This window comes from Ornithinimicrobium carbonis (genome assembly GCF_050703245.1).
In the GTDB taxonomy this organism is placed as follows: Bacteria; Actinomycetota; Actinomycetes; order Actinomycetales; family Dermatophilaceae; genus Ornithinicoccus.
Genome location: NZ_CP192647.1, coordinates 151,081 through 165,677, shown reverse-complemented (window position 1 = coordinate 165,677; position 14,597 = coordinate 151,081). Strand labels below are relative to the sequence as shown.

Annotated in this window: 13 protein-coding genes and 1 pseudogene; 4 read left to right on the top strand and 10 right to left on the bottom strand. The window is 67.9% G+C overall.

Annotated elements, in window-relative coordinates; genetic code table 11:
- Positions 1-787 precede the first annotated feature (787 nt).
- Entirely contained in the window at positions 788-1,228 is a 441-nt protein-coding gene (locus ACQ95T_RS00865; RefSeq protein ID WP_425942929.1) for a hypothetical protein, read from the top strand.
- 101 nt (positions 1,229-1,329) lie between these two features.
- On the opposite strand, the gene ACQ95T_RS00860 is transcribed toward ACQ95T_RS00865, so the two are convergent.
- The 6 genes and pseudogenes from ACQ95T_RS00860 to ACQ95T_RS00835 all read right to left on the bottom strand — a co-directional run bounded on the left by ACQ95T_RS00860 (position 1,330) and on the right by ACQ95T_RS00835 (position 9,596).
- Positions 1,330-2,367 carry a glycosyltransferase gene (locus tag ACQ95T_RS00860; RefSeq protein ID WP_425942928.1) on the bottom strand — a complete coding sequence of 346 codons (1,038 nt, stop codon included), beginning with the start codon at positions 2,365-2,367 and terminating at the stop codon, positions 1,330-1,332.
- Entirely contained in the window at positions 2,364-3,497 is a 1,134-nt protein-coding gene (locus ACQ95T_RS00855) for a glycosyltransferase (RefSeq protein WP_425942927.1), read from the bottom strand. Before ACQ95T_RS00855 ends, ACQ95T_RS00860 begins: the two co-directional genes overlap by 4 nt.
- Complete coding sequence (locus tag ACQ95T_RS00850; RefSeq protein ID WP_425943112.1) at positions 3,494-4,417, bottom strand: glycosyltransferase family 4 protein; 924 nt, start codon at positions 4,415-4,417, stop codon at positions 3,494-3,496. The genes ACQ95T_RS00855 and ACQ95T_RS00850 overlap by 4 nt, the downstream gene beginning before the upstream one ends.
- An 80-nt stretch (positions 4,418-4,497) precedes the next feature.
- Positions 4,498-5,715 carry an O-antigen ligase family protein gene (locus ACQ95T_RS00845; RefSeq protein ID WP_431473391.1) on the bottom strand — a complete coding sequence of 406 codons (1,218 nt, stop codon included), beginning with the start codon at positions 5,713-5,715 and terminating at the stop codon, positions 4,498-4,500.
- 103 nt (positions 5,716-5,818) lie between these two features.
- A complete protein-coding gene (locus tag ACQ95T_RS00840) occupies positions 5,819-7,825 on the bottom strand; it encodes a glycosyltransferase (RefSeq protein WP_425942925.1) in 2,007 nt (668 codons plus the stop codon).
- A gap of 136 nt (positions 7,826-7,961) precedes the next feature.
- A pseudogene (locus ACQ95T_RS00835) lies at positions 7,962-9,596 on the bottom strand (IS1634 family transposase).
- A gap of 197 nt (positions 9,597-9,793) precedes the next feature.
- On the opposite strand from ACQ95T_RS00835, the gene ACQ95T_RS00830 reads away from it, so the two are divergent.
- Entirely contained in the window at positions 9,794-10,510 is a 717-nt protein-coding gene (locus ACQ95T_RS00830) for a hypothetical protein (RefSeq protein WP_425942923.1), read from the top strand.
- 32 nt (positions 10,511-10,542) lie between these two features.
- Here ACQ95T_RS00830 and ACQ95T_RS00825 read toward each other — a convergent pair whose 3' ends face one another.
- Together ACQ95T_RS00825 and ACQ95T_RS00820 are read right to left on the bottom strand one after the other, a co-directional pair.
- Positions 10,543-10,689 (bottom strand): hypothetical protein, encoded by a 147-nt coding sequence (locus ACQ95T_RS00825; RefSeq protein WP_431473390.1) that lies wholly within the window; start codon positions 10,687-10,689, stop codon positions 10,543-10,545.
- Positions 10,690-10,736: 47 nt separating this feature from the next.
- Positions 10,737-11,006 (bottom strand): glycosyltransferase, encoded by a 270-nt coding sequence (locus ACQ95T_RS00820; protein WP_431473389.1) that lies wholly within the window; start codon positions 11,004-11,006, stop codon positions 10,737-10,739.
- A gap of 271 nt (positions 11,007-11,277) precedes the next feature.
- Between ACQ95T_RS00820 and ACQ95T_RS00815 the strand changes: the two genes are divergently transcribed.
- Both ACQ95T_RS00815 and ACQ95T_RS00810 read left to right on the top strand, forming a co-directional pair.
- Positions 11,278-11,625 carry a hypothetical protein gene (locus ACQ95T_RS00815; RefSeq protein WP_431473388.1) on the top strand — a complete coding sequence of 116 codons (348 nt, stop codon included), beginning with the start codon at positions 11,278-11,280 and terminating at the stop codon, positions 11,623-11,625.
- 254 nt (positions 11,626-11,879) lie between these two features.
- A complete protein-coding gene (locus ACQ95T_RS00810; RefSeq protein ID WP_425942919.1) occupies positions 11,880-13,406 on the top strand; it encodes a polysaccharide biosynthesis tyrosine autokinase in 1,527 nt (508 codons plus the stop codon).
- Here ACQ95T_RS00810 and ACQ95T_RS00805 read toward each other — a convergent pair.
- Entirely contained in the window at positions 13,403-13,660 is a 258-nt protein-coding gene (locus tag ACQ95T_RS00805) for a hypothetical protein (RefSeq protein WP_425942918.1), read from the bottom strand. The genes ACQ95T_RS00810 and ACQ95T_RS00805 overlap by 4 nt on opposite strands.
- A gap of 41 nt (positions 13,661-13,701) precedes the next feature.
- The gene (locus tag ACQ95T_RS00800) at positions 13,702-14,565 is read right to left on the bottom strand and encodes a nucleotidyltransferase family protein (RefSeq protein WP_425942917.1); all 864 of its coding nucleotides are present in this window, start codon (positions 14,563-14,565) and stop codon (positions 13,702-13,704) included.
- Between the last annotated feature and the right edge of the window lie 32 nt (positions 14,566-14,597).

Below are 14,597 nucleotides of genomic sequence, written 5' to 3'. Positions count from 1 at the left end.
ACGCTTCAGTGAAGCCCGTGACCGACGCCTTGGGGTACGTCTACCCCGCATGCTCGCTCCGTTCGACCGCCACTGGCGTCCTCGGCACGACTTGCGTGGGATAGTTGGTGTCAGCTCAACTCCGTCTCGCTTCTGCGGCCGCCACTCGCTACCAGCGATGTCGGATCCGCCGCACTGTAACCTGTGACGGGTGAAGCCGTCGCTGCGCTCGCTCCTGCGCGGGCTCGTCAGTAGGCTCGGCGCTGCCTGCCCCCGCCTTGGTTTTCGCCAGACACGCCGGGCGGGGGCCAGCTTGATGGTCCTAGCCAGTCCCCCCGCTTTTGTCGAGGCCTACTACAGGTATTGCCAGCGCGGAATTCTAGACGCCTTGTCGCAGCACCAAACGAGTCTCGGGGGCGGAAGGCCATGGCTTGTGTTACTGGAGCATCTAAGCGCGCCACCCAGACAAGCACCGGTCGTGTTGCTACAGCTGGAGCACACTTTAGTGTTGCCGGGAGGGAGAGACGCAGAAGGAGCCGTGGAAGGCAGTGTGGACGCCCCTGGCGGGCATGAAAAGTATCTAGCGCGCCTCGTTGGAGGCGACGCTTCCTACGCGCGCGCCAGTAGCGTCATTGATTACTCTGCACCCAATATCCAGAATATCTTGAGGTCCTCTCTCGCAGCGTCCTATGCAGGTCGCGCGCATTACGTTGCTCCACTTCTCACCACTGCTCGCGGCGCATTGGGCAAGCGGTCGCACGTAGTGGTAGCTACGATGCACGGGAGTCCTGATAGCGGCCGGCGAGGGATGGTCAAGGAGCAGTTGCGGGCCATGGGCATTGACGTGATAAACATTAGCAACGTCTGGGCAGACTATGAAGAGCATTTTGATCAGATCGCCGTTCTCTTAAATGTGCACCAGACACCTCATCACCATTCTCTCGAAGAACTACGGGTATTGCCAGCCATCTTGCGTGAGGTTGTCGTTGTGTCGGAGGAGTTCCCTCTGCAGCATGAGCTCGTGTATGGAGATGTCGTACTGACAAGTGCCCTCGGAGAATTGGCCGCGACAGTAAGGAGGACCGTTCAATCCTACGAGGACGTTTGGGACGCACTCTACGGCGACGACCGCGCTCGGCGGATCGAGGATGAACTCGTCCGCGCGAACTCCCGAGCTTTCTCGGCGATCGCCAAGGACCTGCAAGGCCAGGCCACGAGGGCGGCGACGGCCAGGCCGCCGTTCCAATAAACGACGGATGTGAGACGTAGGAGGCTCTGCATGCTTTCGTTCTTGGGTGTTCCTAATTGGGCGGATTGCATTGTCGCCACCACCGACCGGCCCATTTCAGGTTATTGGCTCAATGCCTGGAGGACCTCATCCGTCCTTTTCAACATCACCTCGTCAGCGTAAGCACGCGCACGATTCAGCGACCACGTACTGACTTCGGAATAGTCCGCCAGTGCAGTTCTTACGCATTCTGCCAAGTCCAGAGGATCGCCAGGTCTGTAAAGAAGTCTGTAGGATGACGCCAGAATCTCTTTCGGCCCGCCTAGGTTTGTAGCGACGACCGGTAACCCAGCAGCTAAGCCCTGTATAACGACCTGACCAAACGGCTCGGGAAGGATGGAGCTATGTATCAAAATATCGTGATTATTCAGCAGGTCTGTCACGTCAGGCACATGTCCAAGCAGACTCACGCCCGGGCTATTCTTGGCCAAGGTCTGTAGATGGCGCAGATACCGACGCTCCCCAAAGAGAGCGCCGCCGGCTATAGTGAGCAAGGCGTCGATCCCCATCCCGTGAAGTTCGCCGAGTGCATGAATAGCTACGTCAGGAGCTTTCCAAGGAGCGATCCGCCCCAAATACAATAGGCGAATTGGTGCTTCGGGAGGCGTGCGTGGACGAGGTGGGTCATGCACAGTTATTCCGGACATGCTGTGTACCACGGTGATCGCGTTCTCGTTCACTCCTAACGCTTGCCGAATCGAAGCGGAGGTATAGTGTGAATTGGCTAGGTAGTGAGTGATCTTCTGCCGCGTTACATGTTTTGTGAGCGTGCGGGCTAACTCCGACATCGCACCGTCCGCAAGGCCATCTCGCACCCAGTACACTAGCCGAGTCCCGCGCGGGAGCACGGTTGCGCAGAGGAATGCCGCACGCATGGAGTTGGCGACAACCAGCTTCTCACCCCGGATGGCTCTGGCCAGACCGCGGAGACCGCTGACCTCCACCACGTCGGCACTGAGCCCTGCCCAGACACCCTGACCCTCCAGCGTCACCAGCCGCACCGGAAGGGTCGTCGCCTCCAGGTATCGCCGCAGGGCGAGCTCGCCGCCGCCCGGCTTGTTCGTGTGGGAGACGAAGGTGACGTGCTGCTGCCCGTTCACGGGTGCCCCGCCCGCACTCGCGCTATGACGTCCGCCATCTCCACGACCCTCTGTGACCAGGTCGGTATGTCCTGGGGGATCTCGGGCGACCAGGGTGCCGGTCGCACCATGGCCGCAGCGACGGCCTCCGGAAAGTTGTCGGTTTCGACGGTGGTGACGAGAGGGTCGGTGCTGTCCTCGAACCCTGGCACCCGCGTGGACACCACCGGGCGTCGCGCCGCCCGGTACTCGTACGCCTTGATGGGGTCGAGGGACGCGGTGAAGTCGGTCAGGACGTGCGGCACGATGAGGACGTCGGCGTGCTGCAGGTATGCCGGCACCGTGCTGCTGGGGCGATGGCCGAGGACGCGCACACCGGCGGCCTGCAGGCGCGCGAGGTCGTCACGCGGAAGAGGGGCAGGGCCGACGAGCACCACAGTGCCATCGACGGCCCGACCCAGGTGGAGAGCTGTCCTGACGAGCAGGCCTACATCGACGCGGTCACGGTGTGCCGTGCCGAGATAGAGCGCGACAGGCCCCTCACCCACGTCTGCCGGTCGAGGCTGCCGTGATCGGTAGGGCTCGACGTCGACGGCGTTGGGGATCAGCACCACGTCCCGATGCTGGGACTTCGTCCGCACCAAACCCTCGGAGCAGACCACGACCTCTCGGCAGTCGGCGAAGAGTGAGGTCTCCTGCCGCCGGAGACGGGCCAACTCGGGCTCGGGGCGGTCCGCGACCAGCCAGTCGTCGGTGATGTCGTAGAGGGCGGGCCAACCGGACGCCGCCAGCACCTCCCAGCCACCGGGGTCGTTCACCCAGAGCACGGGGTCCCTCAGGTCGAGGCGCTGCGCGGTCCGCACCACGGTGCGGGCACGCCGGCGGTCCCCCGCAGGATCGACCCGGCGAGGGAGCGTCTTCTGAGGTCGGAGTGCCCACAGCCTGCCCTCGGCGCCCTCGAGATCGACGCTGCGCATCCCCGTGGACGTGGGTCGTCTCCGGCTCCGCAGATCATGCAGGACGTCGACCGGGGGCTCGACGAAGAGGGCACGCCGGACCTGTCCCTCCCGGAGCAGCCCGGCCACAAGGTGCTGGTTCCTGCGCCACACCTCGTCCCAGGGCTCCAGGGAGATCACAACCAGGTCGGTCATCCCAGTACCTCCTGATAGACCGCCTCCGTGCCCTCCGCCTGGGCGCGGGGCGTGAAGGTCGTCCGCTGCACCGTCTGGAGCTGCTCCCCATACCGTGCCCGCAGGTCAGCGTCCTCGCACAGCCGAGCCAGCATCGCCCCCGCCTCGGCGACCGCACCCGGCCGGAAGAGTTGAGCGTCAGTTGCTCGTCCGACGGTCTCTGGGTGGGCGCCGGCGTCACTGGCCAGGACGGGCAGACCCTGGGCCATGGCTTCGAGCACGCTGAGGCCCAGGCCCTCGATGTCGCAGGGCGCGATGAGCACAGCCGACGAGCGCATGAGCTGGGCGACGTCATCACGAAAGCCGAGGAAGGTGGTGCGCTCCGCAATCCCCAGGTCGGCTGCCGCTCGTTGCAGTCCGGTCAACTCGGGTCCCTGCCCCACCACCTCGAGGCACCAACCTTCCGGAGCACCGGCTGCAAAAGCCCGCAAGGCGATGTCCGTCCGCTTCTCCGGCTGTAGCCGCTGCACGACAAGAACCACGGGGCGACGATCTCCGTCTTGTGTGGCCACAGCCTCGACCCCGGGGTAGACCACAGTGGAGGCACCGTCGATCGCTCCTGCGACATAGCAGCTGATAGAGATCTGGGCGTCCACCCGCTGACCCAGCAGCGAGCGGACCAGCCGACCCTTCATGCCAGAGCCCCGCGGCGCGGCGAAATGTCTGGTGGCAACCACGGGCGTCCCGCGGAGGGCGCGGGTCGGCAGCGCCGCGGTCTCGGCAGCAGTCATGTGTGCGTGGACGAGGTCCACGGGGGAGGCCAGCACGGAGCGAAGCGCGGTCGCCGGCAAGCTTCCGGCCGTATTGCGCCGAACACCTCGATGCAGGCGCAACCGCATGGCCGCTGGGTCTCCGCCCAACACCTCGACAGTGTGACCCATTCGCGCTTGCTGATTGGCGAGGACGGCGACGTGACGCTCGACCCCGGCGAAGGCTGAGGTCAGCACAAGGTGACGGACTTTCACCGTGTGACCAGTGGCTCTCTAGTGCGCTCGGGCATAGGCTCCCTGGCTTTGTGAGCGGCGAGACCCAGCAGCACACCGATGAGCAAGAAGGGCGCAGAGACGGAGATGGACACCCAGAAGAGGTCCAGCTGCGCCTGTGCCAGCCGCGAGAGTCCGAGGGCCAGGGCCAACGTGCCAAACGCGGGGTCGGCTCTATACAGGACAGTGATTGCACCGACCCAGAGCACCAGGAAGCCAAACAGACCGAGACCGACCAGACCGGCTGAGGCCAGCACCTCAAGAAAGGCGTTAGGTGGCTGGAAGAACCCAGGAGCGTCCGCCTGAGTCCAGTAACGCAGCCCATGCCCGAACCATGGTGCCTCGAGCCAGATGCGGACGGACTCGGCATACCACTCCAGTCGCTGGAACCAAGAGTTGTGCTCGTTCCCCGAGGCGATCTGGTCTCGTGCCATGGTGAGCACCAGATAAAGGATCGGCGCCACCACGATGAGGGCGACGACGCCACGGCGCCGTTCAGAGTGCCGACGAAAAGACACCACGAGTAGTCCGACGGCCAATCCGACGAGTGCCTGACGAGACTGCGTGACGGCCAGCGCGGTGACCACGACGACCAGAGCGGGCACGGCCCAGCGCTTCGTCCACCCCAGCCAGGTCGGGCGGGCGTAGAGGATCAGCGCGGCGATCCCCATCAGGTTGCCCATGAAGTTCTTGTGCATGCTCCAAGGCCAGCTTGGATACACCTCGCTGAAGTTGCCTTGCGCGTATCGCAGCAGCCCTTCGGCGATGGTCGGAAGGGCGAGGGCCACGCACGCCAGAAGGAAGAGCGATACTCCCAGACGAGCCTGCCCCGTCGCTCCCACAGCCCACCCGACGACTAGCGCGCCAGAGACGAGCAGCCACGCGTGGAACCACTCCACGCCATTGGCGACGAAGGGGTTGGCGATCACTGTGAAGAGAGTGGCGGCCTGGTAGATCGCGTTGAGCCAGAGGAGCTTGCGCAGCTCAGGACTGAAGGGACGAGGCGCGAAGAAGACCGCAGGCCAGAAGGCGAGTGCCAAAATCCAGTCGGCGATGGTCATGTCCACAGGTCCCGCACCGAAGCGGAGAACGACCACGATGAGGGGCATGGCCAGAAGGGGCAGCAGAACGGGCTGGGTGAGCGCCACGACTGCGACGAGCAGGAGCACCACTCCGCCGACGACGAGGAGGGGCATGTCCGGAATGGCGTACCCCACCAGGACAGCGAGCGCGGTCGCTGCGCTGCACCGGCGAGCAGCACCAGTGCTGGCCCCCGGAACCGATCCCAACGTTCCGGGGTCATGCCGCCACTTCCACAGCGTCGGTGTTTCGAGGTCGCAAGAAACGGGCGGACTCGGCAGTGCGCGGGCCGCGGATCAGCAACTCTGCCCGCCATCGGGCGCGCTGTCCACGAACTCCTCGCAGCACCACCGAACGGGCCACCGCCCCGATCAACTGACCCACCCTCGCGTAGTGCCAGCCTGCGGCACCGAAGTGCTTTCGGAAGTACCGCTCCTGCCCGGCGTGGAAGTGAACTTCCCGACGTTGCAGGTCAGTCGAGGTGGCAGCGCCGACATGCACCGCGGTCACCTCGGGCACGAGTCGGTGGTGCCAGCCCATGAGGGAGGCGCGCTTGGCCCAGTCGGTCTCTTCGGCGTAGAGGAAGAAGTCGTCGTCGAATCCGCCGACCTGCTCCAGTGCCTCGGCCCGAAGCAGCAGCACTGACCCGATGACGTAGTCCTCGTGCCGGTCGTTGAGTCGGCCCAGGCCCTTGGCCTCGATCCAGGACCGCACCGGGGTGGGGAAGGGCCAGGCAACGCGGGCCGGTCGCCCGTCAGCGTCGACCTGGGAAGGCGCGACGCTGGCAATATCCGGGTCCGCGCGCAGGGCTCGGTGGAGCTGGCGAACGCCGTCGGCGTCGACGATCGCGTCGGGGTTGAGCAGGAGCACGTCGGCGCCGGGTGTCTGGCGGTGGGCAAGGGCGTGGTTCACTCCTGCGGCGAAGCCGCCGTTCCACCCTGGGGCGAGGTAGCGCACGCCCAGCTCGGCCGACAGTTCGCGGATCTCTGGCAGGGAGGAGTTGTCGACGACGGTGACCGTCAGGTCACGGACGGGCTCCAGCGCGGAGCGCAGCAGCGCGGGCGAGCCGTAGGCGACCACGACAACCTCAGGCTCGGTCGTGTCCGCGACCTCGCTGCGGGCCGAGTGCGTCATCCGGTGGTAGACCTCGTCGTAGCACTGGGCCACCTGCTCCCATGAGCACTCCTGGGCCAGCTCCAGACCCGCCTGACGCAAGCGCTGCCACAGTCCGGGCTCACGGGCTGCGCGCAGCAGCGCCTCTCCCAGTGCGACCGAATCACCCTCGGGCACCAGCAGTCCGGCCTCCCCGACGACATCCGGCAACGCCCCGCTGTCGCTCGCCACGACCGGCACCCCGGCGGCCATCGCCTCGACGACGACCCGGCCGAACTGCTCGACCCACCCCGGCGTGGTCAGCGACGGCACCGCCAGCACATCCATCTCCTGCAGCAACCGAGGGAGCTCCTCCTGGGTCGCGGTGCCGGCGAAGCGCACCCGCTCACGCAGCCCGGGCTCGTCGGCGAACTGCCGCAGCTCATGCTCCTGCGGACCGGCGCCCACCACGGTCAGCTCCAGCCCGGGGTGGGCGGCCACGGCATCGAGAAGCACGTCGACCCCCTTGTGGGAGGCGAGACGCCCGACATACCCGACCTGCACCGGAGCGTCTGCAGCCGGGGGCTGCCGGTCGGCCGGGGAGAACCGCTCGGCGTCGACCCCCAGGGGGACGATGTCGGGCACGCCGGGGAAGCCCTTGCGTCGGCAGATCTCCCCCGCCTCGGTGTTGCAGACGATAACGGCGCGCGCGTGCCGCAGCGCCCAACGCTCCCACCAGCGGAAGGGGACGGGGTAGCGCTTGTCGATGTTCTGCGCGGAGTAGAGTGCGTAGGGAGCGGGATTGCGGCGCAGGGCACGCAGGACCAGCGCTTCGAGGGTCGCGACCGCGAAGGGCTCCTCGTGCAGATCGATCACGTCCCAGCGCCGACCCAGCGCCCGCCACAGCGGCCGCGGGTCGTAGGCGAAGAGGGCGGGGTGGGTGCCGACGGTCGCCACCGGCTTGACCGAACCGCCGGGCTCGGACGGGTCGGGAGTGAGGGTGGCGACCGAGCCGCCCTCGTTCCAGCGCGCGGCGGACAGCAGCGTGACGTCGTGCCCCTGTCGGCGAAGCTCCCCCTCGCGAGCCCGCCACGCGGTCACGACCCCGCTGTGGAAGACCCGCAGGACGCGCATACCGACCAGCCTACTTCGCGGATTGAGTCCGCATAGCGCTCGGTCACAAGTCGCGGCAGTCGTTTGGTGGGGCCTAGGCGTCCGGGGCGGAGTAATCTCTGGTTGACGAACGTAAGGCCTGAGTTTGGTCATTTCGTTAGTGCGTGAGCCGGCCGTGGTGGATGGCTTCGAGGATGGCCTGCTTGTCGGCGGGGATCTGGGGCGGGAAGGTCTGGCTGGTGGCGTTGATCGCGACGGTGGCCGAGCGCAGCGGGCGTAGCTGGCGGACGACGTTGCGGATGGCCAGGCCGGTGCGGTTCTGGATCTCGCGGGAGATGGCCAGTGCGGTGAAGACGATGGTCAGGTGAGCCTCGATCGCGTCACGCTTCCGGGCGAACAGCGGCCGGGCCTTGAGGTCGGTCTTGGACATGCGGAAAGAGGCCGACGACCTGCCACAGGTCGTGGTAGGAGGAGATGACCTCGCCAGCAGGCATCACGGTCGCGGGGATGTTGGTGACGTAACCCTTGAGCCCGACCAGCCGGCGGGCCCTGGCCAGGGAGGCCTCGTCGAGCACGGTGTCCCCGCCGTTCTTCTTCACGAACCGGGGCGTGCGGGCGGCCTTCTCCCCGGCGACGACGGCCTTGGCCCGGTTCTCCTGCAGGGTGAGGGTCTTGTGGTCACGCGCAGCGCGCTTGGCCGAGTAGGCCCACACCGCCCGCCACGAGCCGGGGTGCTCGGTCCGGTCCCAGGTCGGTTCGGCGCGGACCAGGACGTCGTTGTCGCTGTTGCGGCCGGTCCGTGGGGTGGTCGTGTCGATGACCTGCCCGTCGGTGAACGCCTCCCCGTGCCAGCGGAAGTGGGAGGCCAGGTCGATCGGGGCCTTGGTCACCCGGGAGCCGACGATGAACCGCAGGTTGGCCTCGTCCAGCTGGCGCAGGTTGTCGCCGAGAGCATCCCGGCGTCGGCCACGACGACCATGTCGGCCACCTCGTGCCGGGCCTGGAAGGCCTTGATGATCGGCACGATCGTGGAGGTCTCGGCCTTGTTGCCCTCGAAGCAGCCGATCTCCAACGGGAACCCGTTGCGGTCGACCAGCAGCCCGACGACGATCTGGGGGTCGACGCGGCGTTCCTTGGAGTAGCCGACCTTGCGCAGGTCGTCCTCCTTCTCGGCCTCGAAGTACAAGGTGGTGACGTCGTACATGACCAGCGAGACGTCCCCGCTGGCCACCGCGTGCTCAAAGCAGGCCGTGGCGATCTGGTCCCGGTACCCGCGCTCCTTGGCACGGGCCAGGACCCGGCCCATCGTCTTGTAGCTGGCTGCCTCCTGGCCCAGGTCGGCCAGCACCCGGGCGGCATCCAGCAGCGAGGTCGGCTCCACGACCCGGGCCAGCACCAAGGAGGCGAAGACCTCGTCCTCGAGGGCGTCGAACCCCAGCTGGGCGTACACCGCGGCCAGCGCCTCGAACAGCACCCGGCTGTCCCTGCCGACCACCCGCCCTGGGCTGCTGCGCACCGCCGGCGGCGCTACGGGCACCGGGTCCAGCAAGGACGCCTCCCGTGCTGGTCGGGCCAGCCCCGTGGCCATCGGCTGGGGGTCCACACCGAGCTCCAGGACGCCCTGGCCCGGGTCCTCCAGCAGCTCCCGAGCCCGGGCCAGCAGCACCCCCAGCTCGGCCTCGGTGTGCGCAGAGCCGACGTGCTTGAGGATCCGCTGACGCCCCGCGGCGTACTCGGCGATCTGCACGGCCGTCGCTCCCGACTTCGTCCGCACCCGCCTGATGAACGCCACGACAAGGAGGCTAGACGCACCCCGTCAGTGCGTGAAACCACCCACTCAGCGACCGATCACCGCAGGTCAACGGACCGCCATCTCCAGATCGAGTACTACCTGTCCAAAGTCAGGACAAGTCGCGGCACTCGTCTGGTGGGGCCTAGGCGTCCGGGGCGGAGTAATCTCTGGTTGACGAACGTAAGGAGCACGGGGCAGTGGGTGCAGACACGGTGCGAGCGATTCACCTGGGCAGTCGGCAGAGGGTCCTCCGGTTCCTCCTCACCGCGATCCTCTTGCTCATCGCCTGTGCCCTAGCCGCGGAGGCTACACGCGCACTCTTAAGCACAGACGGGATGGTGCGGCGGGGGAAACTTCTGAGCCTCTTCGACGCTGACGTGGAGGACTCCTTCCCGACATGGTTCCAGGGTATGCAGCTAGCCTTCGCCGGCTTCCTATCATGGGCTTGGCGGAAGTCCGACGCAGCCGGACTCCGCTGGGGTTGGAGTGTCCTAGCAGCTCTCCTCATCGTCATGTCCTTAGACGAACTCATTTCGCTTCACGAGGAGCTTATTGGGCCGCTACAAAACGCCTTCGACATCAATAGCGGGCCACTCTTCTTCGCCTGGGTAATACCGGGGGTCATCGCTGCTGCAATTTTTGCTTTCGCTATGATTCCATTTCTGCGACAGCTTCCGAGGGTAACTGCAGTGCGTCTCATCGTCGCTGGTGCCGTTTTCGTCACAGGCGCGGCTGGCATGGAGCTCGTCGGCGGCCAAGTGGTGACCACCATCGGCACAGGATCGACGTACCGGTTGACTACAATTGCAGAAGAGTCGTTGGAGATGGTCGGAACGTTCCTTGTCATACGAACTCTGCTATTGCACTTTTCATTAAGCAATTCGTCACCGGTTGCACCCAAGGCCGAACTGTGAAGGGCTGAAGCACCCGACCGCACCCTCCGGCGTCAGCGGGCGGACCCCAGCGGCTTGCCGCTGTCGAGCAGGCCGTCCACCTCGGAGCGGATCTTGTCGATGAAGCTCGGCTCGTCGAAGGTCGCGGCGTGCGCCTGGATCACCTCGGCGTCCCAGGTGCACGACACCGCCTTCCCCACCGCCTCGCGGATTGCATCGGCAGTGACCTCCCTGAAGAAAATGCCGCTCAGGCCGTCGTCGACCGTGTCGAGGTAGCCACCCGCCGTAGCGCCACCACCGGCAACCCGCGGGCGTTGGCCTCCAGCGGGGCCCCGAAGTTCTCGTGGCTCGGGGCGAGCGGGCCCTTGGCGTGGGAGTAGATCCAGCGCAGCTCGCCGTCGGGCACGTCGGAGACGATGCGCACGATCGGCGGGGCCGCCGCGAGAAGGCTCTCCCGCTCCGGGCCGTTGCCGACCACCACGAGCCGCTGGTCGGTGCCGCGGAAGGCCTCGATCACGACGTCAACGTGACTCTTCAACTTTGAGCGTGGTGGGGCCCTGGCGTAGGGCTCGCGGCCCTGCGCCAGCATGGGTGTTGTCTAGGCATCTCATGAGCGAGGACCGCGAGCGTGCACGAGCGAGCGTACGTTCGACGTCGGTGCAGGCGTCGATCTTGTTCAACCTGTCCGGCTCCCGAGTCGTCTCGGCCAGCCCTGCCGTCGGCGAGGAGCAGCAGCGACCGGTGGTGATCGAGACCTCGCGTGCGAGGGCGCGTGTCCGTCCTGCGGGATGCTGTCCTCGCGGGTCCAGGCCCGCCCGGTCCAGCACGTCAAGAACGTGTCCTGCGGGGGTGAGCGGCTCGACGTTCTCGTGCGCACGCGCCGCTACGCCTGCACCGAGGCGCTGTGCCCGCGGCGGTCGTTCACCGAGGAGACCGAGCAGCTGCCGGCCCGGGCCCGGGTGACGACGAGGCTGGTCGAGCAGATGATCAGCGCCTGCCGGGTCGAGCCGCGCGCGGTCTCTCGCGTCGCCCACGAGTCGGGCCCGTCGTGGCCAACGAGGTGGCCGACCCCAACAGCAACGAGCCAGCCCTTTCCCCGGGCAGGCGGTGGCTCCCCGCCTGCTCCATGTGCCTGACCGTACCCTGCTGGATGCTGGCAGACCGTGGCGACCGGGACCACGTCCCCGTCCGCCTCCCGGGGGTCGGCTCGGAGGGTGACGACGGCGCCCCCCTCGTCCCACCGACGGGCGGAGAGAAACGGACGTCGTGCCCCAGCCGACGCAACTCGCGCTCCCTGGCTCTCCAGGCTGTCATCACCCCGCTGTGGAAGAGGCGGAGGACGCGCATACGGGTAGGATACGGGTGATTTCGTCGACGGGAGGAGGGCCCCGTGACCGTCCGTGACTTCCTCACCACGCTGCGCCAGCGGTGGAGGTTGGTGCTGGCGACGATGCTGGTGGTGGTCGCGGCCACGGCCCTGGCGACCCTGCAGACCCGTCCGATCTACGAGTCCTCCACCCGCGTCTATCTGCTGGCGAACAACCAGAGCGACTCGGCCAACGTCTACAACATGCCGGCGGCCGAGCTGGCCACCGTCATCCAGGTGGCCACATCCCCGATCGTGCTGGATCCGGTGCGCGAGCAGCTCGGGGTCGCGCCCGGCACGATGCTCAACGTCTCGGCCGAGCGCTCCGGCGACACCCCGTTGCTCGACGTCCGTGTCCGCGCGCACGACGCGCAGGTCGCCGCCGATGCCGCGACCGCCGTGCCGCAGCAGCTCGCGGCGGTCGCGCGCAACTTCTCGCCCATGCTCGCCACCAGCGGACAGTCGGTCAGCGCCGAGACGATCGTCCCGGCGTCGGTGCCGAACCGCCCGATCGAGCCCGACCCGCTGCGCAACCTCGCCCTCGGCGCGCTCGCCGGCCTCCTCCTCGGGGTCGCCTTCGCCGTGGCCCGCCAGGCCCTCGACCAGCGGGTCCGGGAGGTGCGTGACATCGACGCGCTGTCCGAGCGCCCGGTCCTCAGCAGCGTGCCCTACCGCAAGGACGACGACCCCCACGCGCTCTACCTCGACATCGACCCGTTCGGGCCGCAGGCCGAGGCCGTCCGTCGCCTGCGGACCAACATGATGTTCGTCGACGTCACGACGGGCAAGCACTCCTTCGTCGTCAGCTCGACGCTGCCCGGGGAGGGCAAGACGACGACGGCGATCAACCTGGCCCTGGCGATGTCCGACGCCGGCACCAGGGTGCTGCTCATCGACGCAGACCTGCGCCACCCCTCGGTCGCGACCAACATGGGCCTGGAGGGGGCCGTGGGCCTGACCACCGTGCTCCTGGGCGACGCCGAGCTGGAGGACGTCGTCCAGCGGTGGGGCGGCACGAACCTGCACGTGCTGGCCTCCGGCGAGACCCCGCCCAACCCCAGCGAGCTGCTCGGGTCGACGAAGATGCAGGACCTTTTCGACCGGCTCAGCGAGGACTACGACTTCATCCTCGTCGACACCCCGCCCGTCCTGCCGGTGACCGACGCGATGGTCATCGAGAAGCTGACCGGCGGCATGCTGCTGGTCGTCGCCTCGGGCGAGACCCGCAAGCGGCACCTCTCCGAGGCGCTGCGCACCCTCGAGACGACCGAGACCCACATCGCCGGGTTCGTGCTGACCAAGTCGCCGCCGCAGCCGAGCGCCTACTACAACTACTACAACGGGGACGACGCCCCCACCCGCCCCGAGGGTGCCCGGAACCGGCGCCGCCGGCCGAGCCGGCGCGACCGGCGGATGCAGGCGTCCCGTCCGCACGCTGAGGCGGCGGCACGGGCCCGGGCCGACCGGGCCCGGCTCACGGAGAGCAGCGAGGGGCTGGAGTTCCGTGCCCGCAGCCGGCGGCGGATCGACGAGCGGGCCGACCAGAGCTAGGCCGGCCGTCCGACGACGGCGCCCAGACGCTGGAGGCCGTCGAGCACCTCGACCAGGACCTCGTCGTCGACCTCCTCCGGGGTGACCTGCAGGGCGTCGGCCGTCCGGTCGCGGAGCTCCGGCAGATCGGTGCTCACCAGCGTCGCCCGGGCGACGACCGCTGCCGCCCCGGTCACGACGTGGATCTCACCGGTGCGCACGGGTGCCAGGTAGAGCGTTCCCCCGTGCTCCCCGTCCTCGGGGCGGTCCACCATCCCCCATCCGTCAGACAGGACCCACCGGGCCCGCCCGGGACTCACCGTGCTCCGCCCGGCCGGGCTCGCCACAGCTCGACGGCGGCACGCCGACCACGGTCGACGAACTCCACCGCGACCTCCCATGCGGTGGGCTCGTGCCCACGGGTGTTGGCCAAATGCTCGGTGTTGACCAGCGGTGCCCGCACGACGAGGCCGACCTTGCCCAGGACCGTGGGCTCGGCCTTGACCCGGGCCCGCCACTCGGCCAACCGGCTCCCGTCCCGCGATACCGCGTGCCACAGGTCGTGCTCTCGGTGGCCCCGGACCCGGTCCAGCTCGTCCAGGGCGGCGGCCCAGCCCACCTCTGCACCCACCTGCGGGACGAGCGCCACGACCTCGCCGCCCAGCCGAGGGTCGTCGACCAGCTCGGCGAGCCTGGGCTGGGTGCGAACCGTGGCCCCGTTGCGGGCCTCGTTGAGCGCGAAGATCAAGGCCTGCCCGGCCTCGTCCGGCACGGGGCACGCGACCGCCGCCAGCTCCCGCCTCTGGCGCCGGGCCCAGAGGACGTCGAACGCGGTCTCGTCCGGCCTGGTGCCGGGGAAGAACCGGTGCACGTCGGCATACCCCAGGTGGTCGTGCCAGTAGGTCTGGGCGTGCCCGAAGGGCGACCCGGTCCGGAAGCGCGAGCGACGACGCCACCCGGCGGCCTCGACCGCCCCGACGAAACGGCCCACCTGACTGGGCCGGACCAGCACGTCCGCGTCGCTGCCACCCGACGCCCGCGAGCGCCACCGCGGCTCGAACGCGATCCCCTTGATGTGCAGCAGGTCGACACCCTCCCGGTCGGCCAGGTGCTGCAGCGCAGCGTGCGCGAACTCGATGCGCACCTCCATCGGCACCTCGGCGGTCGGGACGTCCTGCACGCCCCCATCGTGCCACCCGACCCGGCGCTCGA

What these genes read in the sequence shown, in the direction of transcription:
- ACQ95T_RS00815 (WP_431473388.1), top strand. Translation starts at nt 11,278, where the DNA reads ATGCTGTCCTCGCGGGTCCAGGCCCGCCCGGTCCAGCACGTCAAGAAC.
- ACQ95T_RS00855 (WP_425942927.1), bottom strand. Translation starts at nt 3,497, where the DNA reads ATGACCGACCTGGTTGTGATCTCCCTGGAGCCCTGGGACGAGGTGTGG.
- ACQ95T_RS00850 (WP_425943112.1), bottom strand. Translation starts at nt 4,417, where the DNA reads ATGGGTCACACTGTCGAGGTGTTGGGCGGAGACCCAGCGGCCATGCGG.
- ACQ95T_RS00805 (WP_425942918.1), bottom strand. Translation starts at nt 13,660, where the DNA reads ATGGTGGACCGCCCCGAGGACGGGGAGCACGGGGGAACGCTCTACCTG.
- ACQ95T_RS00845 (WP_431473391.1), bottom strand. Translation starts at nt 5,715, where the DNA reads ATGCCCCTCCTCGTCGTCGGCGGAGTGGTGCTCCTGCTCGTCGCAGTC.
- ACQ95T_RS00840 (WP_425942925.1), bottom strand. Translation starts at nt 7,825, where the DNA reads ATGCGCGTCCTGCGGGTCTTCCACAGCGGGGTCGTGACCGCGTGGCGG.
- ACQ95T_RS00865 (WP_425942929.1), top strand. Translation starts at nt 788, where the DNA reads ATGGTCAAGGAGCAGTTGCGGGCCATGGGCATTGACGTGATAAACATT.